We start from the raw sequence: 23,732 nt of genomic DNA, 5'->3' as shown, positions 1-23,732 counted from the left end.
ACCCGGCGCACGGAGAGGAACGCCGGGCCACCGCCCGTCAGGGGTGGGTCAGGACAGGCCCTCGGCCCAGTCGTAACCCTCGAGGAACGGGTCCGGCTCGATCGCGCCGTCGGACTCCCACACCGGGTAGATCAGTCCGTCGGCGTCGATCTTGCCGATGAGGGCGGTCTTCGCGATGTGGTGGTTCTCGCCGTTCACGGTGACGGTGCCCTCGGGGGCGTCGAACGAGACCCCGTCGGCCGCGGCCTGCACGTCGGCGACGTCGAACGACTTCGCCTTCTCGACCATGCCCTTCCACAGGTACAGCGAGGTGTACGCGGCCTCCATCGGGTCGGACGTCACGCGGTCGTCGCCGTACTTGGCCTTGAACGCCTTCACGAACGTCGCGTTCTCGGGGCTGTCCACCGTCTGGTAGTAGTTCCAGGCGGTGAGCTGGCCGACGATGTTGTCGACGCCGATGCCGCCGACCTCCTCCTCGGCGATCGACACCGAGACCACCGGCGTCGTCTCGGCCTTGAGGCCGACGTTCTTGTACTCCTTGAAGAACGCGACGTTGGAGTCACCGTTGAGCGTGTTGAACACCGCCTCGGCGCCCGAGCCCTTGAGCTTGGTGACGATCGTCGAGAAGTCCGTGTGGCCGAGCGGCGCGTACTCCTCGCCGACGATCTCGATCCCGTTCGCCTCGGAGTAGGCGATGATCTCCTTGTTCGCGGTCCGCGGGAACACGTAGTCGGAGCCGACGAGGAAGACCTTCTTCACCCCCTGCTCCTTGAGGTAGTCCATCGCGGGGATGATCTGCTGGTTCGTCGTCGCACCCGTGTAGAAGATGTTGGGCGACGCCTCGAGACCCTCGTACTGCACGGGGTAGAACAGCAGGCTCTTGTTGCTCTCGAAGACCGGCAGCATCGCCTTGCGCGACGACGAGGTCCAGCCGCCGAACACGGCCGCGACGCAGTCGGACTTGATGAGCTTCTCCGCCTTCTCGGCGAACACCGTGGGCTCGGACGCGCCGTCCTCCGCGACGATCTCGAGCTTCTTGTCGAGCACGCCGCCCGCGGCGTTGATCTCCTCCGCCGCGAGGTCGAGCGCGTCACGCACGGTCTGCTCGGAGATCGCCATCGTGCCGGACAGCGAGTTGAGGAAGCCGATCTTGATGCTGTCGCCGTCCGTCTTGACGCACGACGCGCCCGACGTGGACGACGCCTCGTCGTCCGTGCGGGAGCCGCAGGCGGACAGCGCGAGGAGGGCGACGAGCGCCCCGGAGGACAGTGCGAGCGCGCGGGTGGTGCGGATCGATCTGGTCACGGAGGAGACCCTTTCGTCGGGGCTGTGCTCACGAGCGGAACCGGACGCGGGCTCAGGCACCGCGCGACACCGCGCTGTGTCCCGGGGTGTATACATCCCTGTGCCCATGTCGCAGGACGGTAGGGACCGGGTGTTTCGGGCAGAGTCCCTGGGGCGTGAACGGGGTGTTTCGGACTTGTCCCGATACGGTCACGCCCCTCCGACGAGCCGGCCCTCGGCCGTCGGCCGGCCGGCCGGCGCCGCGGGCCTACGCTGCCCTCATGCACCTGCGTCCCCTCGACCAGTCCGCGAAGCTGCAGCACGTCCTGTACGAGATCCGCGGGGCGACCCTCATGGAGGCGGCACGGCTCGAGGCCGAGGGGCACTCGATCCTCAAGCTCAACACGGGCAACCCCGCCGCGTTCGGCTTCGAGGCACCGCACCAGATCGTGCGCGACATGATCGCCGCGATCCCCACCGCCCACGGCTACAGCGAGTCCCAGGGCATCCTGTCCGCGCGCCGCGCCGTGGTCACCCGGTACGAGACCGAGCCCGGCTTCCCGGAGTTCGACGTCGAGGACGTCTACCTCGGCAACGGCGTCTCCGAGCTCATCACCATGGTCATGCAGGCGCTGCTCGACGAGGGCGACGAGGTGCTCATCCCCTCGCCCGACTACCCGCTGTGGACCGCGATGACGTCGCTGTCCGACGGCAGGCCCGTGCACTACCGCTGCGACGAGTCCACCGGCTGGCAGCCGGACCTCGAGCACCTCGAGTCGCTCATCACGCCGCGCACCAAGGCGCTCGTCGTCATCAACCCCAACAACCCCACCGGCGCGGTGTACTCACGCGAGACGCTCACGGCGCTCGCCGACATCGCGCGCCGGCACTCGCTGCTGCTGCTCGCAGACGAGATCTACGACCGGATCCTGTACGACGACGCGGTCCACACCCCGCTCGCGTCGCTCGCCCCCGACCTGCTCTGCCTGACGTTCAACGGGCTGTCGAAGACGTACCGCGTCGCCGGGTACCGGTCGGGGTGGATGGTCATCACGGGCCCGCGCGAGCACGCCGCGGGGTTCCTCGAGGGCATCCAGCTGCTCGCGTCGACGCGCCTGTGCGCGAACGTCCCCGCGCAGCACGCGCTGCAGGCCGCGCTCGGCGGCATCCAGTCGATCGAGGCGCTCGTCGCACCCGGCGGACGCCTGCACGAGCAGCGCGACGTCGCGTGGCGCGGGCTCACCTCGATCCCCGGCGTCACGTGCGTGCGTCCCGACGGCGCGCTGTACCTGTTCCCGCGCCTCGACCCCGAGGTCCACGAGATCCGCGACGACGCGAAGCTCGTCTACGACCTGCTCGTGAGCGAGCACATCCTGCTGGTGCAGGGCACGGGCTTCAACTGGCCCGACCCGGACCACCTGCGCATCGTCACGCTCCCCGAGGCGCGCGTCCTCGGCGAGGCCGTCGAGCGCCTCGGCAACTTCCTCTCCTCCTACCGGCAGTAGCGCGGCCCGCGGTCAGGACGCCGCGAAGCGGGCGTGGACCGCGGCGGCGACCGTGATGTCCTCCGGCTTGAGCTCGAGGCCCGCGCCGTCGCCCGCCGCCTTGCCCGTGCGCGCCGCGGCGACCGACTCGCCCACCCCGGTCGGCCGGCCCGCGTCGCTCAGCATCCCGGGCTCCGCGACCGCGACCGCGCGCACGTCCGTCAGCCCCAGTGCGCCCGCGTACACGCGGGCGCGGTCGAGCGCGTCGGCCACGGCACGCCTGCGCGCGTCGAGGGTCAGCGTGCGGCGCGTGGCCTCCGTCAGCGTCCAGCGCACGCCCTGCATCGTCACGCCGTCGAGCGCCGAGACCTGCTCGACCCACGCGGCGAGCCGCCCCAGGTCGGAGAACTTCACCTCCAGCCGCACGGCCGCGTGGTGGACCAGCGGCAGCTGCTTGCCCTCGTTGTTCCACGGCCGCCGGGACCCGACGCTCATCCGGTCCGACGACCACCAGGTGACCGGTCCGGACGACGGGGCGTGCATCGCGCGGACCTGCTCGACGACGCGCGCGTGCAGCTCCGTGGTGCGGCGCACCACGTCGTCACGCGCTGGGCCCTCGAACCCCACGGCGAGCGTGACGGTGCCGCGCTCGGCGGGGCGATGGTGCTCGAAACGGCCTTCGACGGTGACGACGGTCTGCTGCATGCGCCGAGGCTAACGGCGCGGCGGGCGCCCCGGTGACCGTTCCGCGTCGGTGGTCGGTCAGCTCGCCCGGAAGCGCGCGTGCACCCGCACCGCGACCGTCAGCTCCTCGGGCTTGAGGTCCAGGCGCGCGTCCGCGGAGTCCGCGACCATGCCGCGCGCCGCGGCGAGCATCGGGGCCTCCTCGCCCGGCGACCCCGGACCGGGGTCACCCAGCATGCCGGGCTCGGCGACCGCGACCGGCCGCACGTCCCGCAGCCCGAGCGCACGGGCGTACGTGCGCGCCCGGGCGTCCGCGTCCGCGACCGCACGCTCGCGCGCGTCCTCCAGCAGCCGGGTGCGGGTCGCGTCCGTGAGCGACCACTGCACGCCCAGCACCGTCACGCCGTCGAGCACCGCGACCTGCTCGACCCACGCCGCGAGGCGGGCCAGGTCGCTGAACGTCGCGTCCAGCGCGACCGACGCGTGGTGCACGAGCGGGAGCTGCACGCCCTGGTCGTTCCACGGCCGCTGCGCCCACACCGCGAGCCGCTGCGACGCCCATCGCGTGACGGGACCCGCAGCCTCGTCGTACATGGACCGGACCTGGTCGACGAGCCGCGCGTGCGCGTGCGTGGTGCGGCGGACCGCGTCGTCGCGCACGTCGCACGCGAACCCGACGTCGAGGGACACGGTCCCCCGCTCGGCGGCGTGCCGGTGCTCGAACCGGCCCTCGACGGTGACGACGGTGTCCTGCACACGGCGAGGCTAACCGCGGCCGACCTCACCGCAGCGGGTGAAACCGCAGGCCACACCGTTCAGGTAGCCCGGTCAGCCCAACGCCTCGGCGGCCACCACCCGGTCCGTGCGCCGCGCGCGCACGCGCCCCACGCGCCCGCGCAGCGCGACGACGACCGCCGCGCCCACCGCGCCCGCGACGCCGGCGACGAGCACGTCGTCGGACGCCACGTGCCGCCCGGTGGCCAGGACGTGCTGCAGGCACTCGACCACGACCGAGACCCCCGCCATCGCGAGCGCGGGGCGCAGCACGCCCCACCGCATCCGCGCGGTCAGCAGCGCACCGCCCGCGGCGAACAGCAGCGCGAGCCCGCCGAGCTGCAGCGCGGGCACCTCCCAGGAGGCGGCCCCCAGGTAGGCGGGCACGTCCGCGAACGGCGCGAGGTCCGGCCCGGGGTCCGTGGGGTACGGCAGCGGCCGCAGCATCACCGCGAGGAGCGCGATCCCCCACGCGACGAACAACGCCTCACCGACCGACCGCCACACCGCGGACGACGTCCGCTCCACCCCCCGGTACGCCCACGACCCGAGGAACACACCACCGCCGACGACCACGCCCAGCACGGTCGCCACGGTCCCGAGATCCGACACGTCACGCCACAGCCCTGTCACGGAAGCCCCCCGCCCCGTCGCGTCAGGCCGCCTCCCCCGACGGCGAACCGACACTATCGGGTGAAGTCGGGCGCGGGCGAGCCCCGCGAACCACGGGAACGCCGGACGGGTCGGCCGCCCGAAGGCGACCGACCCGTCCGGTCGTAGACGTCAGGCGCGCGAGGCGCCCTGCTGAGGCAGGCTCAGCGGTCGGCTCAGAAGCCGCCGCCGAAGTCCTCGCCACCGCCGGCGGGGGCCGCGGGGGCCTTCTCCGGCTTGTCGGCGACGACGGCCTCGGTCGTGAGGAAGAGCGCGGCGATCGACGACGCGTTCTGCAGCGCGGAGCGCGTGACCTTCACCGGGTCGTTGACGCCCGCGGCCAGCAGGTCCTCGTAGTCGTTCGTCGCGGCGTTGAGGCCGTGGCCGGTCGGGAGGTTGCGCACCTTCTCCGCCACGACGCCACCCTCGAGACCGGCGTTGACCGCGATCTGCTTGAGCGGGGCCTCGATCGCGAGCTTCACGATCTGCGCACCGGTCGCCTCGTCGCCCTCGAGCTTGAGGCCCTCGAACGCCGTCTTGCCGGCCTGGATGAGCGCGACGCCACCACCGGCGACGATGCCCTCCTCGACGGCCGCCTTCGCGTTGCGGACGGCGTCCTCGATGCGGTGCTTGCGCTCCTTGAGCTCGACCTCGGTGGCCGCGCCCGCCTTGATGACGGCGACGCCGCCGGCGAGCTTGGCGAGGCGCTCCTGGAGCTTCTCGCGGTCGTAGTCCGAGTCCGAGTTCTCGATCTCGGCGCGGATCTGCGTGACGCGACCGGCGATCTGGTCGGCCTGGCCCGCACCCTCGACGATCGTGGTCTCGTCCTTGGTGACGACGATCTTGCGCGCCGTGCCGAGGACCTCGAGGCCCACCGTGTCGAGCTTGAGACCGACGGTCTCCGAGACGACCTGGCCGCCCGTGAGGATGGCCATGTCCTGCAGCATCGCCTTGCGGCGGTCGCCGAAGCCGGGGGCCTTGACGGCGACCGACTTGAACAGGCCACGGATCTTGTTCACGACGAGGGTCGCGAGGGCCTCACCCTCGACGTCCTCGGCCACGATGAACAGCGGCTTGCCGGACTGGATGACCTTCTCGAGCAGCGGGAGCAGGTCCTTGACGTTCGAGATCTTGCCCTCGACGAGCAGGACGTACGCGTCCTCGAGGACGGCCTCCTGACGCTCCGGGTCCGTCACGAAGTACGCCGACAGGAAGCCCTTGTCGAAGCGCATGCCCTCGGTGAGCTCGAGCTCGAGGCCCAGCGCGTTGGACTCCTCGACGGTGATGACACCCTCCTTGCCCACCTTGTCGAGGGCCTCGGCGATGAGCTCGCCGATCGCGGTGTCACCGGCGGAGATGGCGGCCGTGGCGGCGATCTCCTCCTTGGTCTCGACCTCCTTGGCCTGCGTGAGCAGGGCGGCGGTCACGGCCTCGACGGCCTTCTCGATGCCGCGCTTGAGGGCGATCGGGTTGGCGCCGGCCGCGACGTTGCGCAGGCCCTCGCGCACGAGCGCCTGGGCGAGGACGGTCGCCGTCGTCGTGCCGTCACCGGCGACGTCGTCGGTCTTCTTGGCGACCTCCTTGACGAGCTCGGCACCGATCTTCTCGAACGGGTCCTCGAGCTCGATCTCCTTGGCGATGGAGACGCCGTCGTTGGTGATCGTCGGCGCGCCCCACTTCTTGTCGAGCACGACGTTGCGGCCCTTGGGGCCGAGCGTGACCTTGACGGTGTCGGCGAGGGTGTTCAGACCCCGCTCGATGCCGCGCCGGGCCTCCTCGTTGAAGGCAATGATCTTGGCCATGTGGCGAGCGATCCTTCGTTGGGTTGGGTTCGGCCACGCCAGTGCCCGCGACGGACGGCGTCGGGGCTCGCGGTCTGGTCCCGCGGGCTCCGGCACCTCACCGGACGGCCGAGATGCTTCTGTCACTCTCGACGGGAGAGTGCTAAGTCAATGGTTAGCACTCGACCCCTGCGAGTGCAAGCACGGGCGGCGGTCCGCACGTCCCCTTCACGCTCCGCGAACACGCGCGCGTGCGCGTAGGGACGGCGAGCGGACGACGAACGGACGGCGGGCGCACGCCGAACCCGCGGCGGCGCCGCGGTGACCTGCGCGAAGGGGGCAGACCGCCGACCTCTGCTCGGCTAAGGTCCGGGACGTGCCCGGTGACGACGCCCGCACCTCACGCAGCCGACGACGAACGCGCCTCGTCGCCGGTGCGCTGACGGCCGCCGGTGCGGTGGCCGCCGCGGTGCTCCCGGTGTCCACGGCCCGACCCGCCGCCGCCACGACCGAGCCCGCCGCGCTCCGGTACGCGGTGATCGGGCTGCACCAGACGGGCGTCGCGCTCGCACCCGACGGGTCGGTCGTCGAGCTCCCCACGGACGCGGACGTCGCGTACCTCGACGGCACGCGCGTGCTCGACCCGCGCGTCGGCCACCTGGAGTCGGTGCTGCGCGGCGACGCTGGTGCCCCCGGGTTCGCCGCGGCGCAGACGCTCGCCGACGAGCAGGCCGCGTGGCTCGCCCAGGGCACGGTCCCGGGCGAGGGCGGTCCGTACGAGGACCTCGCGCGCGACGCGCTGCTCGACCTGCGGACGCTCCTCCTGCCGGGCGGCGCCGCCGTCGCGGGCTGGTCGCACGCCTGGCGGTACGTGTGGCCGCGCGACGCGTCGTTCGTCGCGGTCGCGCTCGCCCGCACCGGGCACACCGACGACGCGCTGGACGTCCTGGGCTTCCTCGCGGACGTGCAGGGCGACGACGGCGGGTTCGAGGCGCGCTACCTGCCCGACGGCTCGGGCCCGCCCGACGCCCGCACGCCCCAGACCGACGGCCAGGGCTGGGCCATGTGGGCCGCGGGCCTCGTGCTCGACGAGGTGCCGGCGGGCGAGGCCCGGACCGCGGCGGCGCAGCGGCTCGCTCCGCTCGTGGCGCGCGCGGTCGACGGCACCGCCACGCTGCTCGGCGCGGACGGGCTGCCGCCCGCGTCCCCCGACTACTGGGAGCGCGACGAGACGCGACTGACGCTCGGGACGGTCGCGCCGCTCGTCGCCGGGCTCGAGCAGGCCGTCGGCGTGCTCCGCGAGGCCGGCGACGACGAGCGCGCGACCCTCGCGCACCGCACGGCGAGCACCGCGCGCGCGGCGGCCGTCGACGCGTTCGGGCCCGCGGGCTGGACCCGCTACACCGACGGCGCCGACCACGACGCCGCCTCGGCGTTCGTCCTCGCGCCGTTCTGGCGCGCTCCCGCGGCGGGTGGACGCGACGCGTGGCTCACCTCGGTCACCGAGATGAGCCGACCGCTCGGCGTCGCACCCGCGGGCGAGTGGCGGCGCGACGGTGTCACGTGGACGCCGCAGACCACCCTCTACGCGTGGGTCGCCGCCGAGAACGGCGAGGACGACCGCGCGCACGCCTGGCTCGCGGCGATCGACACCCACCGCACCTCGACCGGCTCCGTCCCGGAGAAGATCCTCGCGGACGGCAGGCCCGCGGCCGTCGCGCCCCTCACCTGGAGCGCGGCGTGCGCACTCCTGGCGATCGACGCGCTCGACCGCTGACCCCGCCGCCGCCAGCCTCGTCGGGCTGGCGCGCGTGGCTCAGAGCGGGCGGACCTGGTCGGCCTGCGGGCCCTTGGCGCCCTGCCCGACCTCGAACTCGACCTGCTGGCCCTCCTCGAGGGTCCGGTACCCGTCGACCTGGATCGCGGAGAAGTGCACGAACAGGTCCGCGCCTCCCGCGTCCGGCGTGATGAAGCCGTAGCCCTTCTCCGCGTTGAACCACTTCACCGTGCCGTGCGCCATACCGTCAGCTCCTTGCTGGGGAGAACCCCCCACGCCGCTGCGCGGGGTGCGCCGAAGCCTAGTGGGAGCGCACCCGCCGCGAACAGGGTTGTCCCGCGACCTGTGCACGACGAGGCGTCACCCGGACGTGCGGGACACGCGCAGGTCGAGGAAGGGCAGGTCAGGGCAGGGCGGAGACGAGCACCACGACGACACCCGACGGCGCCTGCGCCGGGTCGAGCTGCACCGAGGAGATCCCGAGCGCCGCCGCGACCACCGAGGCGGTCGTCGCGTCCTCGTCGGAGCCGTAGTACACGGTCGACTCCGCGGGCTTGGTGCCCGAGAAGTTCGCCGCGACGGCGTCCGTGAACCCGGCCTGCCCGAGACGCTCCGCGCCCTTGGCCGCCAGGCCCTGGATGCCGGCCGCGTTGTAGACCGTCACGTTCGTCGAGAAGTCCGGCGCGGGAGCCTCGGTCGTCGGGTCCTGCGTCGGCTCCTCCTCACCCGCGGGCTCCGACTCGTCCGCCGTCGCCTCGCCGCCCGGCGTCGCGGGCGCGGTGGCGGTCGCCGACGGGGTCTCGTCCGCGTCGCTCCCACCCGGGGAGACCGGCAGGTCGCCGCCGCGCGTCGCGAACGCGACGATCCCGTACGCGAGGGCCGGTGCGAGCACCAGCACCGCGAGGAACGGCCACCAACGGCTCCAGGCCGAACGGGGCGCACGGTGGACCCCACGGGGTGCGGTGGGGTCCGGGGGCGCGTCGAACTCGTCGTCCGGGTACGGGTAGTCGGCCTTGCTCACGGCAGGAAGGCTATCCGGCCGGACGCCGTGCGCATGCACCGGCGCGTCGGACACGCGCACGCGCCGGTGACGACACGCGGGCGAGCCGCGCGGCTCGCGGGGCCGGATCGTCCGGTTCGCGGTCAGGCGTCCAGGTCGAGACCCAGGTCAGCGCGTCGCCGCTGGTCCCGGCGCAGCGGAGCCGGACGGGGAGGCGACGTCAGGCGTCGACGCCGAGACGACGCGCCGTCCGCGCGCGCTGGCGGGACTGACGCATGCGACGCAGGCGCTTGACGAGCATCGGGTCGTGCGCGAGGGCCGCCGGGTCGTCGATCAGCGCGTTGAGGATCTGGTAGTACCGCGTGGCCGACAGGTCGAACAGCTCCCGGATCGCCTGCTCCTTGGCACCCGCGTACTTCCACCACTGGCGCTCGAACGCCAGGATCTGCGCGTCCCGCTCGCTCAGCCCGTCGACCGTGCCGGTCGGCATCGGCTCGAGCTGCGCGGTCGAGAGTGCGGCGTCCATGCGCGCCAGGATAGGCCGCGAACCACACCGGTGTCATTCGCCCGCCGCGGCTCGTCGGCCCGCCCTGCCACGGTTCACCCGCTCGCCGGTAGGGTCCAGCGCGTGGTTCCCGCACCGCTCGCCGACCTCGTGGCCCCCGACTGGGCCGCCGCCCTCGCGCCCGTCGAGCACCACGTGCACGTCGCCGGCCGGTTCCTGCGCGACGAGGTCGCCGCCGGGCGCGCGTACCTGCCCGCGCCCGACGCGATCCTGCGCGCGTTCCACCGCCCGCTCGCCGACGTGCGCGTGCTCGTCGTCGGGCAGGACCCCTACCCCACGCCCGGGCACCCCATGGGCCTGTCGTTCTCCGTGCAGCCCGACGTGCGACCCGTGCCGCGCTCGCTCGCCAACATCTTCCGCGAGCTCGTCGACGACCTCGGCGTACCCGCCCCCACGAGCGGGGACCTCACGCCGTGGGCCGACCAGGGCGTCATGCTGCTCAACAGGGTCCTCACCGTGCGGCCCGGCGCACCGGCCTCCCACCGCGGCAAGGGGTGGGAGGCCGTGACCGACCGGGCCATCGCGGCGCTCGTCGAGCGCGGCGGGCCGCTCGTCGCGATCCTGTGGGGGCGCGACGCGCAGACCCTCAGGCCCGCGCTGGGCTCGGTGCCGACCGTCGAGTCCGTGCACCCGAGCCCGCTGTCCGCGTCACGCGGGTTCTTCGGGTCGCGCCCGTTCTCGCGCGTCAACGACCTGCTCGTCGCCCAGGGCGGCACCCCGGTCGACTGGCGCCTGCCCTGACGTCTAGACGCAGCCTCCTTGCGTCGCGTTCTCGTGCGCTTGGACCTCGAGCTTGAAGGTCCCGGCGTTCGCCGCCCAGCTGTAGGTGTTCGCGGTGACGATCGGCTTGCGTGAGCAGTCCGCGTGGGCCGACTCGAAGTTCGTCCAGGTGATCCCGGCCCTCGCCCACTGGAAGTCGGCGGGCACGCCCTGCGCTTGCGAGAGGTCGACAGTGACCCGGAAGCGGTCCGAGTCGGCCACCGCGTTCGTGGCCGAGCCGTGGATGTTGAACCGGACTCCGCCGCTGCCCGTCCCCACGCTCCAGGAGTTCAAGTACTCGATCGTGGTGACGGAGCAGGTCGCGTTGGGCTGCACAGAGCCGTCGGGCTTGATGACCTGGCACGAGTTCTCGAACACATCGGTCCACGTGCCGAGCGCCACGCGGCTGGTGACGTGGACGTCGTCCGTCCAGGCGGCGGTGGTGCGGTCCGTCGCGTCGGACGCGAGGCGCGCGCCGCCGACGAGGAGGGCGGCGGCGGCCAGGACGGCCGCGAGCGCGCGGGGCCGGCTCATCCGTCGATGCGTGGGGCGGTGCGTCGTGGTCATGCGGGGCTCCCCTGGACGACGATCTGGACGGCGTCGAGCGACTTCCCGCTGCACGTGGCGGCGGGCGCGTCGTCGGCGACGCGGAACGTGACGGTCGCGGTGGTGACCGCGGCGCCGACGGGCTGGTCGGGTCCGGATGCGAGCGTCACGCCCGCGAGGGACTGGTAGTCGACCTCGACGCAGCCGTCGAGCAGCGCCGTCGGCGCGGTGGCCCACGAGAGCGCGAGCGGGACGGTCGACGCGTTCCACAGGTGGATGGTGCGGGTGACCGGGGTGTCGGGCGTCAGACCGCTGACCGCGGCGAGCGTGACCGCGGTCCCGGTGGAGTCCGCCTCCGTGAAGTCCACGCCGTCGCTCGAGCCTCGAAGGTCGACGGTTCCCGTCGACCCCTGGGCGGTGAAGTACGCGTCGTCGGTCCAGGCGGCGCTGGTCGTCGCGACGCCGAATCCGCCCAGGACGCCCAGGACGCCCAGGCCGAGCAGCGCGGGCAGCGCGACGCGTGGGTGACGCAGCTGCATGGTCAGACCTCCTCGGAGTGGGACAGGACGGGGATGGGTGCGGTCGCGGCGAGCGGGCCCGCGCTCGGTGCGGCCCCGCGGGGCGGCACCGAGCGGTTCAGGAGCGATCCGACGACGGCTGCGACGGTCGCGGCGAGCAGGAGGACGACGACGAGTGCGACGTCTTGTGCGTCGCGCGCCTCGACGAGCCGGATGTGCCCGTCGAGCCGGGCCGCCGCGCCGGCGGCGAGCTCGGCGGGCTCGACGCTCACGCGCAGCTCGTGCTCGCCGGCGGTCAGCTCACGTCCGACGAGCGCCTCGGAGACCGGGTGGCACGTGTCCCCGGTCGGGTCGCACAGCTCGACCGTCCACGTCAGGCCGTCGGGCCCGTGCGTGGCCACGACGACGTCCTCGACGTGCGCGGCCACGGGGACGCGAATCGTGCGCAGGACGTGCGTCGAGTCGTCCACGGCGATCCGTCCCAGGTCGAGCGCGAGGAGCTCCTCGCGCTCCCACCGCAGCGGTGTCGTGACCGCGCCGAGGACTGCCGCGGCCGCGAGCGCGACCGAGAGGACGAGCGCGGCGGCCGCGGCGCGGCTGCGTCGAGCCCGCCTCATCGCGCCGCCTCGACAACCTCCGTGCGCATGCGGTCGCCGGCCGGTGCGCGAGGCGCGGACCGGGGCAGCAGGCTCAGGCCCAGGAGCGAGAGCAGGGCGACGCCGAGCGGGATCGCGACCGACGGCCGCGTGAGCGTCGTCAGGGCGTACCCGCCGCCGCTGATCTGCACCGCGGGCCGCCACACCGAGTCGCCGACGACGTACGCGCCGCTGTCCTCGGAGTCGTTCGCGTCGCCCTTCATCCGGATCTCCCACCGGTCGTCGGCGACCTGCTCGACGCCGACGACCCGGTGGGAGACGAGGTTGCCCGTGACGTCCGAGTGGATGGACGCGACGTCACCGACCCGCAGGTCGGCGGTCGGGCGCGGGACGGCGACGACGAGGTCGCCGGTCATGATCTCGGGCTCCATCGAGCCCGAGATCACGACGAGCGGCTTGATCCACCCTGCCTGGGTGGCCCCCCACACGAGCACGCTGGCGAGCCCGAGCGCGGCGACGAGCCACAGCACGGTGTTGCCGATCACCTTGAGTGCACGCATGGGGAGCCTTCCTCTTCCTCGGTGCGGGTGGAGCGAGTCGGGCGTCAGCCCGAGATCGCGGTGCCGGTGTAGCGGAGCGTGGCGATGTCACCCTCCGCGGCCTCGGAGCCGAGGCTCGGGTTGTCGATCCACGCGTCCCGCGGTGCCGTCACGGTCACCGCGATGTCCATGTCGTCGCCGGCGCCGACGACCGTGCCGTTGGTGAAGTCGGTCGTCACGATGGCGCCCGCGAACAGGCCGTCCGCGACCGTGATCTCCTCGGTCACCGCGAGGTCGATCCCGTTCAGGTCCTCGTTCTGGATGTGGACCGTGGTCGTCCGCGTCTCGCCCGGGAACATCTCGGCGAAGACCGCAGCGGGCAGCGGGACGGCGACCGTACCGGTGTCCGCGTCGTGCCAGGTGCCGCCGTCGACCGATGCCCGCAGCTCGATGAAGTCCTCGCTGTCGCCGGCCGCCGAGCCCGCGGCGCTGAACCACGCGTCGTCGGTCCAGGTCGCCGAGGTGGCGGCCGCGCCGATGCCGAGGACGGCCGCGCCGGCGAGCGAGAACTTGACGATGGCGGCCCGCTTGCGGCGGCGCTCCTCGCGCTCGTCGGCGACGGTCGCGGTGGTGGCGTTGGTGGTCTGAGCGGTCATGTCTTTCCCTCCTTCGGTGCACGGCCGGGGACTGGTGTCACGCCATCTCCGTGCGAGTGATTCTCACGAGCGTTATCAACTGTGCGGAGCGAATGGGGCAGGTCCCGGGGCCCTCCGTCCCGAACTGGACAAATGTCCAGCTCGTTCACGACCCCTTCACAGGGCCGTCGAGGCTCACTCGCACGCGCCACACCGCTCCCCCACCGGTGGCCGCGATCTCACCCGTCCGGAGGCACAATGTCGGTCGTGTCGACGGATGAGGGCGTGCGCTGGACCCGGTACGTGGCCGTGGGTGACTCGTTCACCGAAGGCCTGTGGGACTCCCCCGACGGGGCCGCTCCGGCGGACCCGTCGGCTCCCCTGCGCGGGTGGGCGGACGTGCTCGCGGCGCGCCTGTCCGCGCGCCGCGTCGCCGCGGGCGACGAGCCGCTCGAGTACGCGAACCTCGCGATCCGCGGCCGCCTGCTGCGCCCGATCCTCACGGAGCAGGTGCCCGCGGCGCTCGGCCTGAAGCCCGACCTCGTGAGCCTCATCGGCGGCGGGAACGACATCCTGCGCCCGGCCGCGGACGTCGACCGGCTCGCGCGCGACCTCGAGTCCGCGGTCGTCCGGCTGCGCGAGGCCGGCGTCGACGTGCTGCTCGGGACGGGCGTCGACACCGTCGACAGCGGGCTGCTGCGCGCGACGCGCGCGCGGGTCGCGACGTACAACACGCACATCTGGTCCATCGCCCACCGCCACGGCGCGCACGTGCTCGACCTGTGGGGCATGCGCTCGCTGCGCGACTGGCGCATGTGGGCCGAGGACCGGATCCATCTGACGACCGACGGCCACGCACGCGTCGCGCAGGCCGCGCTCGTCGCGCTCGGCCTGCCGCCCGACGAGGAGCGCTGGGACGACCCGCTCGCGCCCCAGCCCCCGACGCCGCGGCTCGACCGGCTGCGCGGCGACGCACGCTGGGCGCGTGAGCACGTCTACCCGTGGGCCACGCGCCGGCTGCGCGGACGCTCGTCGGGCGACACCCGCGCGCCCAAGCGACCGGCGCCCGCGCCCGTCACGACCGACGCGGGCTGAGCCCGACGGTCAGCGGGTCGCGCAGTACGTGAACACGTACGACTGCGTGCCGGAGATGTTCGCCGCGGTGTTGCTCGTGAACCGGAACCTGTTGCCACCCAGGTCGGTGCGCGTGAGCTGCCACAGGTTGCCCGTGAGGTCCGTCCAGCCACCCGCGCCGACCGCCGCGCGCGCCGCCGACATGTCGAGCTCGACGGTCCACCCGAAGTAGAAGCGCGACGAGCCGTTGCCCGTGACGGTGGCGGTCACGCACGCACGCGTCGCCGTCCACGCGGGGCTGTTCGTGTAGGTCACGGTGTACGCCGAGGGCGTCTGCACACCCGGCGGCAGGCCGTAGTGGCAGACCTGGAAGCGCAGGGTCGTCGCGCTCGTGATCGTCGTGATCGGCGCGTTGACGTCGGGCTTGCCGGCGATCCGCGCGGTCATCGCGGCCTGGTCGTACGTGATGCCGAGCTTCCACGAGATGTCGCCGCCGCCGGGCGCGTTCACGATGGTGAAGCCGCTCGTCGCGCCGTTGAACGGCGCCTGCGCGAGGTCCAGCCTGAGCTGCCAGGGCACGGGGGTCGTCGACGTGGTGGACACGGTCGCGATGAAGCAGACCTGGACCGGGTTGTTGGTCACCAGCGTCCACTCGATGCTCGGCATCACGGTGCTGTCGTTGCCCGGGCTCACGGGACCCGCCGGCGGCGCGTACGTCCACGTCGCGGGGACCGGCCAGCCGTTGACCGTGACCCACGCGCGGCCGTTCGCCGTGACCGGCGGCGTGAACGCCGCACCCGTCGCGGTGAACGTGCCGCCCGAGATCGCGGACGACGACGAGACGAACGACTGCGTCCACGCGCCTGCGGCACCCGACGCGACCCGGACCGCGCCGACCGTGCACGAGCCCGAGACACCCGACACGGCGACCTGCGTGAACTGGCCCGCGGTCGCCGTGCCCGTCGGGCTGACGGTCACCGGGCCGGGCGCGCAGCGCGCGAGCTGCTGCGCCGTGGGCCGGGTCGGTGCGAGCAGCGACAGGCCGGCGGCCTGCGCGCCGGCGACGGACATCACCGCGACCGCGAGCACGACGAGCAGCGCCACCACCGGGTGGCGTCGCACGGCTCGCGCTCGCGTGGGCATGTCCGTCCTCTCAGACCCCGGCCAGGGCCGCGTCGGGGCGGGCGGTCCGGTCCCGCTCGTCGTCGGACTCGTCGTCCCCGGCCGCGTCCTCGTCGTCCTCGTCGTCCTCGTCGGGCTCGTCGAGGGGCTCGCCGGACGCGTCGTCGGGCTCGTCGACCTCGTCGTCGCGCGGGGGCCACGCCCACAGCGCGAGCGCGAGGAACAGCACCCCGAGCCACACGTACGTGTTCGTCACGAACCTCAGCGCGAGGCCGACCTTCGGGACGTGTAGCTGCGCGACGCCGAGCACCTCGTCGCCCGCGGGCTCGAAGGGGTCCGTGAACGAGTTGTTGTCACCGCGCACGACCCACCCGTCGGCGTCGCCGCCGATCACGCGGTGGATGATGCGCGCGCCGCCCTCGGACGCGGGGGCGTACACGATCACGTCGCCCACCTGCGGCTCGCCGCAGCGCGAGACCACGATGTCGCCCGTGTGGTAGGTCGGCTCCATCGAGTGGCCGTTGACGTAGGTCAGGGTCGTGCAGCCGCCGAGGCTCGTCGGCCAGACGAACCACACGGCGACGAGCGCCGCCGCGTAGAGCAGGATCGTCCGGACGCCAGGCAGCACCCGGCGCGCGGGTGGCGCGTCGGGTGCTGCGGTGACGACCGTTCGGGGCATCGCGCCCGGGGTCAGGCGTTGGCGATCGAGAGCGCGAAGCCCGTGATCGTCGACGGGTCGACGCCCGCGGGCGCGGAGACCGTGAGGACGCCCGTGGCGGCGGCGCCGTCCGCGAGCGCGACCCAGGCGCCGTTCGTCTTGTACGCGACGCGGTACTGCTTGCCGTCGCAGTCGGCGTCGATCGAGCTGAACGTCACGCTCTGGACGGTCCACGGGTTCGTCGTGCCGGACGCGAACGTCGGGGCGCTGAAGGCGACCGAGATGGGCGACTCCTGGCACTCGCCCTCCACCGTCACGTTGCCGGCCTGGTACTGGCCGGCCCAGCTGAGGTTGAGCTGCGACGCGGACGCGAGCGACAGGCCCGCGACACCGACGATCGCGAAGCCGACGGCGAGGGCCTTGCGGCGGTTGTTCTTCTTGGTGCTCATGACGGGTCTCCTGGAGGGGGGAGGTCGACGGTCGCCCCGGGGGTGGGTGCCGCGCGGTCCGCTCGCGCGGACGACGCCGACGCTAGGCCGCCGGCAGAAGCGCTCCGAGAGGGGGCTGAGGTGCTGCCACCCAGCGCGCCGGGTATGCCGACTTCTTTCACCCTGGACATCTGTCCAACAAAACGACACCGCCCGATCAATCGGACTTGAGCAGCGGCTCGGCCGTCCGGGTGAACGTCTCAGAGTGGGAGACGCGCCTCCAGCCGCGCGCCCCGCGGCCGCAGCGCCTCCAGCCGCACCGTCCCCCGCACCAGGTGCAGCCGGGACGCGAGCCGTGCCGTCCCCCCGTCCGGGTCGCTGCCACGCGCCGGGTCGGGCGCCGGACCGTCGTTCTCCACCGCCACGACGAGCTCACGGTCCACCACGTCCAGCACGACGACGATCGTCGCCGCCGGGCCGTTCTTCAACGCGTTGGTGACGCCCTCCTCGACCACCCGCACCGCCAGCAGCCGCTGCGCCGTCGACAACGTCCCCTGCACCGGGTCGTCGACCGTGCGCACCTCGGGCGAGACCGTCAGACGCGTCGCGATCGCCGTCGGCAGACGCCCCAGCAACGCACGCACCGCCGGCACGAGCCCCAGCTCCAGGCGCTCCGGGTACAGCAGTCGGCTCATCTGCCGCACGTCCAGCTCCCGCACCACGTCCAGCTCGTCGCGCACCCGACGCAACGTCGCGACGTCGTCGGGATCCGCGCTCCCCTCGATCCGGCCCAGGACCTCGTCGAGATGCGCGTTCACCACCACGAGCTTGCCCTGCAACGACCCGTGCAGCCCCTCCGCGACCTCCCGACGCACCCGGACCTCCTCGGCCTCGAGCGCCTCCAGCACGTGCTCCACCTCGAGCGCCTCACGCTCCGCACGGCGCAGGTGCGCCCGGCTGCGCCGCCGCGCGAGCAGCCCCCACACCCCGATGCAGCCCGACGCGAACGCGAGCACCATCCCCGCGAGGAACTCCGCCTCGATGGTCGCGCGCTCCGGGTTCGTGTACACGCTCAGCAGCTCCTGCGCCGCCGTGCGCCCGCCCGCCGCGACCACCGACGCGAGCAGGAGCCCGCCCAGGATCCGCACGCGGGACACCCAGCGGTGCACGCCCATCGCCCACAGCGCACCCACCAGCAGCACGACCGCGAGCACGTTCGCACCCACGCGCGACCACACGCTCACGTCCCGCCACGCCGGGATGAGGTTCGAGTAGACGTACGCGGCCTGCACCGACGCGCCCAGCCCGTAACCCAGCGCGACGACCCCCGTGAGCCGCAGCAGGACCCTGCGGTCCGCCGCGACGTCACCGCGCCTCGTCGGGGTCGCCTCGGCCATCGTCCTCCTGCCAGTGGGGTGATCCCGCCGTGTCCGCACGCGCGCGCGGCCCCCGCCGACGATACTGAACCCGATGAGCACACCCGCACCCGAGGTCGTCCGAGTGGCGGTGGTCGAGGACCAGCCGCTGTTCCGTTCGATGCTCGAGCGCACGCTCGCGCAGATGCCCGGCCTCGAGGTCGTCGCGTCCGTCGGGACGTTCGCCGAGGCCCGCGCCGCGCTGCGGCCCGGCGTCGCCGACGTCGCGCTGCTCGACATCGACCTGCCCGACGGCAACGGCATCGCGCTCGGCGTCATGCTGCGCCGGGAGCAGCCCGACATCGGGATCCTGCTGCTGTCCGCGCACGACGCCATGGACCTGCTGCTCGACCTGCCACCCGACGTCGGTCACGGGTGGGGCTACCTGTCGAAGAACAGCTCCACGAGCGAGGAGCGGCTCCTGTCCGCCGTGCGCTCCGCCGCCGTCGGCGTGACCGTGCTCGACCCCCAGCTGCTCGCGCGCGCGACCCCCCGCGCCGGGTCCGACGTCGCGCGCCTCACCCACCGGCAGTACGAGGTGCTGCGGCTGCTGGCCTCGGGGCTGTCCAACGCCGGCATCGGCGAACAGCTCGGGATCACCGAGAAGTCGGTCCAGAACCACGTCAACGCGCTCTACGCGACGCTCGGCATCGACGCCGACCCCTCGCGCAACCCGCGCGTCAGCGCGGCGCTGCGGCTGCTCGAGGAGACGGGCACGGGCACCTGAGCCCACGCCCGGCCCGGTAGGCTGACCGCCCTCGCCTCCTTAGCTCAGCTGGCCAGAGCAGCTGTCTTGTAAACAGCAGGTCGTCGGTTCGAATCCGACAGGGGGCTCCACACACGAAAGGATCGGCGCGCCGCGCACGCCGTAGCGATCGGACGATGGAGCGACGCTGCGTTGACGCAACCCGACTCCCTGACCAGTCCTTGCCTCTGTCTTGACGTATTCATCGCCTTCTTGCGAAGATCACGCGCGCAAAGTGCGCATGACGCACGTCTCATCCAAGGGGGATTAATGCGGAAGTTCACGCGGGCCGCTCTGGTCGCGACCCTGGTAGTCACCGGCGGGATCGCGGCATCGTCGTCGGCGACTGCACAGACCGCGTCGATCTGGTCGCCGGACGGCGGAGCCAGGTTGACGGTCTCAGCGGTCGCCGGGAAGACGCCCGTCGCGGTCGTCGAGGACATCAAGTGCGACGGACGCGGGCCGATCGGCTACGTCAAGGTGGCCAACATGGGCTACTACCCCGTCCCGGTCCCGGATGGCTGCAACCGCTCCAAGGAGCAGGTCATCAGCGCCATCGCGAAGAAGGGCGACACGATCTCGTACTACATCTGCAACAAGAACGCGACCGCCAAGTCGTGCAGCTCGGTGGCATCGTTCAAGGTGCCGTGACAGGGACGTCCCAACCTCAATGAGCGAGGGGGTGGGCCGGTTGGCCCACCCCCTCGCTCATGAGCAGCGTCAGCCCTTCGCGGCGAGCGCAGCCTCGACCGCGGCGCGCAGCGGGCCCTGCTGGTAGAGACCGCCCTTGTCCTCGCCCTCGCCAGGCCACTCCTGGCCGTCGATGAGCACCGTCGGGGTACCGAACTTGGCACCGCGGTCCGTCTGGGCCTTGTGCGTGGCTGCCGAGACCCACGGGGCGAATGTCCGCCACTCGCCGGTCTTCTCCACGGCGTCCTCGCCGACCTCGAACGTGCCGTCGACCGTGTCCGTGAACGTGTCCGCGACGTCCTGCGGGACGCCGACACCGACCGCGAGGTCCGCGATCTCGTCGTCCGTCAGACCCGTCGTGCCCTCCTTGGGCTGCTTCTCGTACAGCGCCGTGATGAAGTCCTGCACCTGCTCCGGCGACTTGTCGGCGACGACCGCGAGCGCGTTCGCCGCACGCGTCGAGAACGACGTGCCCTTCGACTGGCCGTCGAGGAACGACACCACGCGGTAGTCGATCGTGACGCCGTCGGTGGCCGCGAGCTCCTTGAGGTCCGCCGCGTTCGCCGTGTCGAACATGCCGCAGTACGGGCACATGAAGTCGAAGAACACGGTGACGACGACGTCGTCCTCACCCTGCTCGCCCACGCCCGCCGCACTGACCGGGATGCCGCCCTTGTCGTTCGCCGTCGACGGCGCGGTCACGTCCGCGAGCTTCGGAGCGACGACCTGCGACTCGTTGCCGCCGTAGACCACGTTGCCGTACTTCGCCTCGGTCTCGGCGTTGTTCCTGATCGTGATGCCCACGACCACGGCCACCGCCGCGACCACCACGACGAGCAGGCTCGCCGTGAGGATCTTCGTGCGCCGCGCACGACGCTCCTGCTCCTGACGCATCTGCAGGGCCTTGGCGCGCGCCTCGTCGCGTCGTTGCGCCTTGGTCGGCCTGGGGTCGTTCGTCGGCACGGGTTCTCCTCGGTCGGTGGGACACGCACAGGGTACGGGTCGAACCTTTGCCCGCGGGCGGACCTGCGGTTCCGGGTTCGCCGGTGGCACGGTTCAGCAGGCCCGCACGGACCCGCCGACGGTCACGGGACGGTCGGTGTCGGGGCCGGCGACCACACGATCCCGGCACCGTTCGAGACCAGCGACGCGACGACGACCGCCGCGAGCACGCACGCGACGACGAGCACCGCCGCACCCAGCCGGCCCGGCGCGACGACCGCGAGCACCCGCCGCGCACCCGTGCGCGTCATCCGCGACAACGGCCCCCACCACACCACCACCAGCCACAGCAGCACCGCCGACGCCACGACGAGCGCCGCCGTCCCCCCGTCCACCGGGTCACCCGAGCGCAGGTCCCCGATCGTCCACGTCCCGTTGTCGACGAGCCACGCGACCGCACCGCCCACCAGCACCGTCACGCACGACGCGACGACGAGCGACGGGACCAGCGCGACCACCGCGCGCACCAGGTACCACGGGGTCGCGACGACCGTGCGCGGCACGTCCGACGCGCGCACGCCCCGCTGCTCACGCCGCCCGTACATCGCCTCGACCGCCGTCCCCGCCGTCCGCACCAGGACCAGCAGCACGACGAGCACGCCCACCGTGATCACCGGCGCGAGCGCACCCAGCGCCCCCACGAGCGCGGCCAGCGACAGCAACGACCCCCAGCGCCGCAGCGCCGGCGGACGCTCGTACCCCGAGCCGTCCGGGACGTACTCGGACGCGTCCAGGTCGTCCTCGATCCAGTCGACGCCCTCCTGCGGCTCCCAGCCGTCCGGGTCCCCCGCCTCCGGCTCGCCGCGGCCAAAACCGTCGTCCGCGAGGTGCTGGCCGTACCGCGGGTCCAGCGCGAGGTCGTCCAGCTCACCCAGGTCCGGGTTGGCGAGCGCCGTGTCGTCGTACGCCTTCTCGTCGTACGCCCTCTCGTCGTACGCCCTCTCGTCGTCGGCGCGCTCGTCGTCAACGCTCCCAGGCGCGGTCTCGGCCGGCGTGACGCTCGCGCGCTCGTCGGGGTGCGCCGTCGACGCGGGAGCGCCCGTCGGGAGGACCGTCGTCGGCTCCCCCACCGGCATGACCCGCGTGTCGCCGTCCTGCGCCGGGAGGGCGCGGGTGTCGATCACGACCGTGCCCGGGTCCTTCGTCGGGTTGGCGACCGCACCCGCGAGCGCCGTGGCGGTCAGCGCCACCGTGTGCGCCGAGTCGCGGTCATCCTCGGCGTCGTAGTCAGCGTCGTCGTCAGCGTCGTCGTCAGCGTCAGCGTCGTCGTCAGCGTCAGCGTCGTCATTGGGGTCGCCGGCGCCGTGCTCGTCGTCCGCGGCATCGACCGCGGCCACCTCGTCCGCCTCGGAGCGCTCGTCCGCGCTGTCCGCCTCCTCACGGTCGACGCCGACGTGACCCGGCTCGGCGACGACCTCGGCCTCCCGCGCCTGCTGTGCGTCTCCGTCGTCGGCCGCCTGGTCGTCGGCCGCCTGGTCGTCGGCCGCCTCGTCGTCGGCCGCCTCGTCGTCGGCCGCCTCGTCGTCGGCTGACCGGTCGCCGACCGCCTCGTCGTCGGCTGCGCCGTCGTCGCCAGGCTCGTCGTCGGCCGGCTCGTCGTCGGCCGGCTCGGCGGAACCTGCATCAGCGGCGGTCTCCGTCGGAGTCTCGCCGTCGGCGGGCTCGTCCCCGTCCTCAGACAGGTCCTCACCGTCGCGCGCGTCGGGGTCGTCGTCCTCTGCGGCCTCCGACGCGAGCTCGTCGTCCGCAGGCTCGTCGTCCGCAGGCTCGTCGTCCGCAGGCTCGTCCTCCGCAGGCTCGTCCTCCGCAGGCCCGTCCGGTGCAGGCTCGTCCGGTGCGGGCTCGTCGTCCGCAGGCTCGTCGTCGCCCGTCGAGGCGACGGAGACCGTCGGCGACGCGACGACCGCCGCGACCGCGGAGACAGCCCCAGCTCCCGCGCCGCCGCGCGCGTCGTCGTCCGACACGTCGCCGACCGCGTCTCCGTCGACCTGCTCGCCGCCGACCTGGTCGCCGTCCGCCTGCTCGCCGTCCGCCGGGTCGCCGTCCGCCGGGTCGCCGTCCACCGCCGCGACCGCGAGCGCGACGACGAGCTCGTCGGCACCGAGGCGCGCGGTCGGGTCAGGGTCGAGCGCGCGCCGCAGCGCGTCGCGCGTGAGAGGCCCGAGGCCGTCGAGGTCCGCGTCGCCCGCGCGGGCGCGCGCGAGGACCGCCTCGAGCGGGCGCGTGCCGAACGGGGGCCGGCCGGTCGCGGCGAACGCGAGCACCGCCGCGAGACCCCACAGGTCGGTCTCGGGCGAGGGCTCCGCGCCGTCGAGCAGCTCGGGCGCGATGTAGCCGGGCGTGCCGACGACGAGGCCCGCGGTGGTCACCCGCGCGGAACGGTCGCCCGCGGCCTGCGCGATCCCGAAGTCGATGAGGACGGGCCCGTCCTCGCCGACGACGACGTTCGTCGGCTTGAGGTCGCGGTGCACGACGCCCGCCGTGTGCACCGCGGTGAGCGCGTCGGTGAGGTCGCGCGCGAGGTCGCGCAGGTCGTCGAGCGGGAACGCGCCGTGCTCGCGGACGTGGTCCTCGAGGTTCGCACCCGCGACGAGCTCGGTGACGATGAACGCCTCGGTCGAGTCGGCCTCGGCGTCGAGGACGGACGCGACGGACCGGTGCCGCAGGCGTTGGAGCGCGACGACCTCGCGGCGCAGCCGGTCACGGCCCTCCGCGTCGGCGCCGATCTGCGGGTGGAGGAGCTTGAGCGCGACCGCCGTGCCGCCGTCGTCGACGGCTCGGTACACCGTGCCCATGCCCCCGGAGCCGAGGGGCGCGACGACCGTGTACCCGCCGATCTGCGACCCCGGCGCGAGGCCGATCCGTTCCATGCCAGGTCACGGTAGGCGGAGGTGGGCGCGGGGGCGAACAGGCGCGCTGGCTCCGGTGGGGTGCGCGCGGGCTCCAGGCCCCGCGCGGCCGGCTGCCCGAGGGGTGGACACGTGCTGGTGCGGTACGTCCGGGTT

General features: G+C 73.3%; 25 protein-coding genes and 1 tRNA gene. 7 read left to right on the top strand and 19 right to left on the bottom strand.

The window, feature by feature from the left end:
* Nucleotides 1–48: 48 nt before the first annotated feature.
* Nucleotides 49–1,305, bottom strand: coding sequence for an urea ABC transporter substrate-binding protein (gene urtA / locus F1D97_RS05825; protein ID WP_236122936.1), 1,257 nt, complete (start codon nt 1,303–1,305; stop codon nt 49–51).
* 260 nt (nt 1,306–1,565) lie between these two features.
* Between urtA and F1D97_RS05820 the strand changes: the two genes are divergently transcribed.
* On the top strand, nt 1,566–2,789 hold the full coding sequence (locus F1D97_RS05820) for a pyridoxal phosphate-dependent aminotransferase (RefSeq protein WP_317618961.1): 1,224 nt from the start codon (nt 1,566–1,568) through the stop codon (nt 2,787–2,789).
* 12 nt (nt 2,790–2,801) lie between these two features.
* On the opposite strand, the gene F1D97_RS05815 is transcribed toward F1D97_RS05820, so the two are convergent.
* The 4 genes from F1D97_RS05815 to groL all read right to left on the bottom strand — a co-directional run bounded on the left by F1D97_RS05815 (nt 2,802) and on the right by groL (nt 6,679).
* Nucleotides 2,802–3,473 carry an SIMPL domain-containing protein gene (locus F1D97_RS05815; protein WP_236122935.1) on the bottom strand — a complete coding sequence of 224 codons (672 nt, stop codon included), beginning with the start codon at nt 3,471–3,473 and terminating at the stop codon, nt 2,802–2,804.
* Between the two features lie 57 nt (nt 3,474–3,530).
* On the bottom strand, nt 3,531–4,208 hold the full coding sequence (locus F1D97_RS05810) for an SIMPL domain-containing protein (protein ID WP_236122934.1): 678 nt from the start codon (nt 4,206–4,208) through the stop codon (nt 3,531–3,533).
* 72 nt (nt 4,209–4,280) lie between these two features.
* Nucleotides 4,281–4,859 (bottom strand): VanZ family protein, encoded by a 579-nt coding sequence (locus F1D97_RS05805; RefSeq protein WP_236122933.1) that lies wholly within the window; start codon nt 4,857–4,859, stop codon nt 4,281–4,283.
* A gap of 194 nt (nt 4,860–5,053) precedes the next feature.
* Nucleotides 5,054–6,679 (bottom strand): chaperonin GroEL, encoded by a 1,626-nt coding sequence (gene groL / locus F1D97_RS05800; protein ID WP_236122932.1) that lies wholly within the window; start codon nt 6,677–6,679, stop codon nt 5,054–5,056.
* A gap of 355 nt (nt 6,680–7,034) precedes the next feature.
* On the opposite strand from groL, the gene F1D97_RS05795 reads away from it, so the two are divergent.
* Nucleotides 7,035–8,435 carry a glycoside hydrolase family 15 gene (locus F1D97_RS05795; protein WP_236122931.1) on the top strand — a complete coding sequence of 467 codons (1,401 nt, stop codon included), beginning with the start codon at nt 7,035–7,037 and terminating at the stop codon, nt 8,433–8,435.
* Nucleotides 8,436–8,474: 39 nt separating this feature from the next.
* Here the strand turns inward: F1D97_RS05795 and F1D97_RS05790 are convergent, their stop codons facing one another.
* The 3 genes from F1D97_RS05790 to F1D97_RS05780 all read right to left on the bottom strand — a co-directional run bounded on the left by F1D97_RS05790 (nt 8,475) and on the right by F1D97_RS05780 (nt 9,961).
* Nucleotides 8,475–8,678, bottom strand: coding sequence for a cold-shock protein (locus tag F1D97_RS05790; RefSeq protein ID WP_236122930.1), 204 nt, complete (start codon nt 8,676–8,678; stop codon nt 8,475–8,477).
* Nucleotides 8,679–8,838: 160 nt separating this feature from the next.
* The gene (locus F1D97_RS05785; RefSeq protein ID WP_236122929.1) at nt 8,839–9,456 is read right to left on the bottom strand and encodes a LytR C-terminal domain-containing protein; all 618 of its coding nucleotides are present in this window, start codon (nt 9,454–9,456) and stop codon (nt 8,839–8,841) included.
* 199 nt (nt 9,457–9,655) lie between these two features.
* Nucleotides 9,656–9,961: a DUF3263 domain-containing protein gene (locus F1D97_RS05780; protein ID WP_236122928.1), complete on the bottom strand. Its 306-nt coding sequence runs from the start codon at nt 9,959–9,961 to the stop codon at nt 9,656–9,658.
* A 102-nt stretch (nt 9,962–10,063) separates the two neighbouring features.
* Here F1D97_RS05780 and F1D97_RS05775 point away from each other — a divergent pair, with 102 nt between their 5' ends.
* Nucleotides 10,064–10,741, top strand: a complete 678-nt coding sequence (locus F1D97_RS05775; protein ID WP_236122927.1) for a uracil-DNA glycosylase — start codon at nt 10,064–10,066, stop codon at nt 10,739–10,741.
* A gap of 3 nt (nt 10,742–10,744) precedes the next feature.
* On the opposite strand, the gene F1D97_RS05770 is transcribed toward F1D97_RS05775, so the two are convergent.
* Genes F1D97_RS05770 through F1D97_RS05750 form a run of 5 tightly spaced genes read right to left on the bottom strand, consistent with a single transcriptional unit; the run spans nt 10,745 to nt 13,614 of the window.
* Nucleotides 10,745–11,326: a hypothetical protein gene (locus F1D97_RS05770; RefSeq protein ID WP_236122926.1), complete on the bottom strand. Its 582-nt coding sequence runs from the start codon at nt 11,324–11,326 to the stop codon at nt 10,745–10,747.
* Nucleotides 11,323–11,844, bottom strand: a complete 522-nt coding sequence (locus F1D97_RS05765; protein ID WP_236122925.1) for a hypothetical protein — start codon at nt 11,842–11,844, stop codon at nt 11,323–11,325. The genes F1D97_RS05770 and F1D97_RS05765 overlap by 4 nt, the downstream gene beginning before the upstream one ends.
* Nucleotides 11,845–11,846: 2 nt before the next feature.
* Nucleotides 11,847–12,440: a hypothetical protein gene (locus F1D97_RS05760; protein ID WP_236122924.1), complete on the bottom strand. Its 594-nt coding sequence runs from the start codon at nt 12,438–12,440 to the stop codon at nt 11,847–11,849.
* Nucleotides 12,437–12,979: a signal peptidase I gene (locus tag F1D97_RS05755; protein WP_236122923.1), complete on the bottom strand. Its 543-nt coding sequence runs from the start codon at nt 12,977–12,979 to the stop codon at nt 12,437–12,439. Before F1D97_RS05755 ends, F1D97_RS05760 begins: the two co-directional genes overlap by 4 nt.
* A gap of 44 nt (nt 12,980–13,023) precedes the next feature.
* A complete protein-coding gene (locus F1D97_RS05750) occupies nt 13,024–13,614 on the bottom strand; it encodes a hypothetical protein (protein WP_236122922.1) in 591 nt (196 codons plus the stop codon).
* Between the two features lie 237 nt (nt 13,615–13,851).
* Between F1D97_RS05750 and F1D97_RS05745 the strand changes: the two genes are divergently transcribed.
* Nucleotides 13,852–14,688 carry an SGNH/GDSL hydrolase family protein gene (locus F1D97_RS05745; RefSeq protein WP_236122921.1) on the top strand — a complete coding sequence of 279 codons (837 nt, stop codon included), beginning with the start codon at nt 13,852–13,854 and terminating at the stop codon, nt 14,686–14,688.
* 9 nt (nt 14,689–14,697) lie between these two features.
* On the opposite strand, the gene F1D97_RS05740 is transcribed toward F1D97_RS05745, so the two are convergent.
* The 4 genes from F1D97_RS05740 to F1D97_RS05725 form a co-directional block, all read right to left on the bottom strand.
* Nucleotides 14,698–15,810 carry a hypothetical protein gene (locus F1D97_RS05740; protein ID WP_236122920.1) on the bottom strand — a complete coding sequence of 371 codons (1,113 nt, stop codon included), beginning with the start codon at nt 15,808–15,810 and terminating at the stop codon, nt 14,698–14,700.
* Nucleotides 15,811–15,820: 10 nt separating this feature from the next.
* The gene (locus F1D97_RS05735; protein WP_236122919.1) at nt 15,821–16,468 is read right to left on the bottom strand and encodes a signal peptidase I; all 648 of its coding nucleotides are present in this window, start codon (nt 16,466–16,468) and stop codon (nt 15,821–15,823) included.
* An 11-nt stretch (nt 16,469–16,479) separates the two neighbouring features.
* On the bottom strand, nt 16,480–16,896 hold the full coding sequence (locus tag F1D97_RS05730) for a hypothetical protein (protein WP_236122918.1): 417 nt from the start codon (nt 16,894–16,896) through the stop codon (nt 16,480–16,482).
* A 239-nt stretch (nt 16,897–17,135) separates the two neighbouring features.
* The gene (locus tag F1D97_RS05725; protein WP_236122917.1) at nt 17,136–18,272 is read right to left on the bottom strand and encodes a sensor histidine kinase; all 1,137 of its coding nucleotides are present in this window, start codon (nt 18,270–18,272) and stop codon (nt 17,136–17,138) included.
* A 73-nt stretch (nt 18,273–18,345) separates the two neighbouring features.
* Here F1D97_RS05725 and F1D97_RS05720 point away from each other — a divergent pair, with 73 nt between their 5' ends.
* The 3 genes from F1D97_RS05720 to F1D97_RS05710 all read left to right on the top strand — a co-directional run bounded on the left by F1D97_RS05720 (nt 18,346) and on the right by F1D97_RS05710 (nt 19,686).
* Nucleotides 18,346–19,017 carry a response regulator transcription factor gene (locus tag F1D97_RS05720; protein ID WP_236122916.1) on the top strand — a complete coding sequence of 224 codons (672 nt, stop codon included), beginning with the start codon at nt 18,346–18,348 and terminating at the stop codon, nt 19,015–19,017.
* Nucleotides 19,018–19,050: 33 nt separating this feature from the next.
* Nucleotides 19,051–19,127, top strand: a tRNA-Thr gene (locus F1D97_RS05715).
* A gap of 298 nt (nt 19,128–19,425) precedes the next feature.
* The gene (locus F1D97_RS05710; RefSeq protein ID WP_236122915.1) at nt 19,426–19,686 is read left to right on the top strand and encodes a hypothetical protein; all 261 of its coding nucleotides are present in this window, start codon (nt 19,426–19,428) and stop codon (nt 19,684–19,686) included.
* A 69-nt stretch (nt 19,687–19,755) separates the two neighbouring features.
* Here the strand turns inward: F1D97_RS05710 and F1D97_RS05705 are convergent, their stop codons facing one another.
* The gene (locus F1D97_RS05705; RefSeq protein ID WP_236122914.1) at nt 19,756–20,688 is read right to left on the bottom strand and encodes a DsbA family protein; all 933 of its coding nucleotides are present in this window, start codon (nt 20,686–20,688) and stop codon (nt 19,756–19,758) included.
* Nucleotides 20,689–20,810: 122 nt separating this feature from the next.
* Complete coding sequence (locus tag F1D97_RS05700; protein WP_236122913.1) at nt 20,811–23,597, bottom strand: protein kinase domain-containing protein; 2,787 nt, start codon at nt 23,595–23,597, stop codon at nt 20,811–20,813.
* Between the last annotated feature and the right edge of the window lie 135 nt (nt 23,598–23,732).

This window comes from Cellulomonas palmilytica (genome assembly GCF_021590045.1).
Classification (GTDB): Bacteria; Actinomycetota; Actinomycetes; order Actinomycetales; family Cellulomonadaceae; genus Cellulomonas; species Cellulomonas palmilytica.
The sequence above is the reverse complement of the archived record's forward strand: the minus strand, read 5'-3'. Positions and strand labels throughout refer to the sequence as shown.

What these genes read in the sequence shown, in the direction of transcription:
- F1D97_RS05820 (WP_317618961.1), top strand. Translation starts at nt 1,566, where the DNA reads ATGCACCTGCGTCCCCTCGACCAGTCCGCGAAGCTGCAGCACGTCCTG.
- F1D97_RS05815 (WP_236122935.1), bottom strand. Translation starts at nt 3,473, where the DNA reads ATGCAGCAGACCGTCGTCACCGTCGAAGGCCGTTTCGAGCACCATCGC.
- groL (WP_236122932.1), bottom strand. Translation starts at nt 6,679, where the DNA reads ATGGCCAAGATCATTGCCTTCAACGAGGAGGCCCGGCGCGGCATCGAG.
- F1D97_RS05790 (WP_236122930.1), bottom strand. Translation starts at nt 8,678, where the DNA reads ATGGCGCACGGCACGGTGAAGTGGTTCAACGCGGAGAAGGGCTACGGC.
- F1D97_RS05780 (WP_236122928.1), bottom strand. Translation starts at nt 9,961, where the DNA reads ATGGACGCCGCACTCTCGACCGCGCAGCTCGAGCCGATGCCGACCGGC.
- F1D97_RS05770 (WP_236122926.1), bottom strand. Translation starts at nt 11,326, where the DNA reads ATGACCACGACGCACCGCCCCACGCATCGACGGATGAGCCGGCCCCGC.
- F1D97_RS05765 (WP_236122925.1), bottom strand. Translation starts at nt 11,844, where the DNA reads ATGCAGCTGCGTCACCCACGCGTCGCGCTGCCCGCGCTGCTCGGCCTG.
- F1D97_RS05760 (WP_236122924.1), bottom strand. Translation starts at nt 12,440, where the DNA reads ATGAGGCGGGCTCGACGCAGCCGCGCCGCGGCCGCCGCGCTCGTCCTC.
- F1D97_RS05755 (WP_236122923.1), bottom strand. Translation starts at nt 12,979, where the DNA reads ATGCGTGCACTCAAGGTGATCGGCAACACCGTGCTGTGGCTCGTCGCC.
- F1D97_RS05750 (WP_236122922.1), bottom strand. Translation starts at nt 13,614, where the DNA reads ATGACCGCTCAGACCACCAACGCCACCACCGCGACCGTCGCCGACGAG.
- F1D97_RS05745 (WP_236122921.1), top strand. Translation starts at nt 13,852, where the DNA reads ATGTCGGTCGTGTCGACGGATGAGGGCGTGCGCTGGACCCGGTACGTG.
- F1D97_RS05740 (WP_236122920.1), bottom strand. Translation starts at nt 15,810, where the DNA reads ATGCCCACGCGAGCGCGAGCCGTGCGACGCCACCCGGTGGTGGCGCTG.
- F1D97_RS05735 (WP_236122919.1), bottom strand. Translation starts at nt 16,468, where the DNA reads ATGCCCCGAACGGTCGTCACCGCAGCACCCGACGCGCCACCCGCGCGC.
- F1D97_RS05730 (WP_236122918.1), bottom strand. Translation starts at nt 16,896, where the DNA reads ATGAGCACCAAGAAGAACAACCGCCGCAAGGCCCTCGCCGTCGGCTTC.
- F1D97_RS05725 (WP_236122917.1), bottom strand. Translation starts at nt 18,272, where the DNA reads ATGGCCGAGGCGACCCCGACGAGGCGCGGTGACGTCGCGGCGGACCGC.
- F1D97_RS05720 (WP_236122916.1), top strand. Translation starts at nt 18,346, where the DNA reads ATGAGCACACCCGCACCCGAGGTCGTCCGAGTGGCGGTGGTCGAGGAC.
- F1D97_RS05700 (WP_236122913.1), bottom strand. Translation starts at nt 23,597, where the DNA reads ATGGAACGGATCGGCCTCGCGCCGGGGTCGCAGATCGGCGGGTACACG.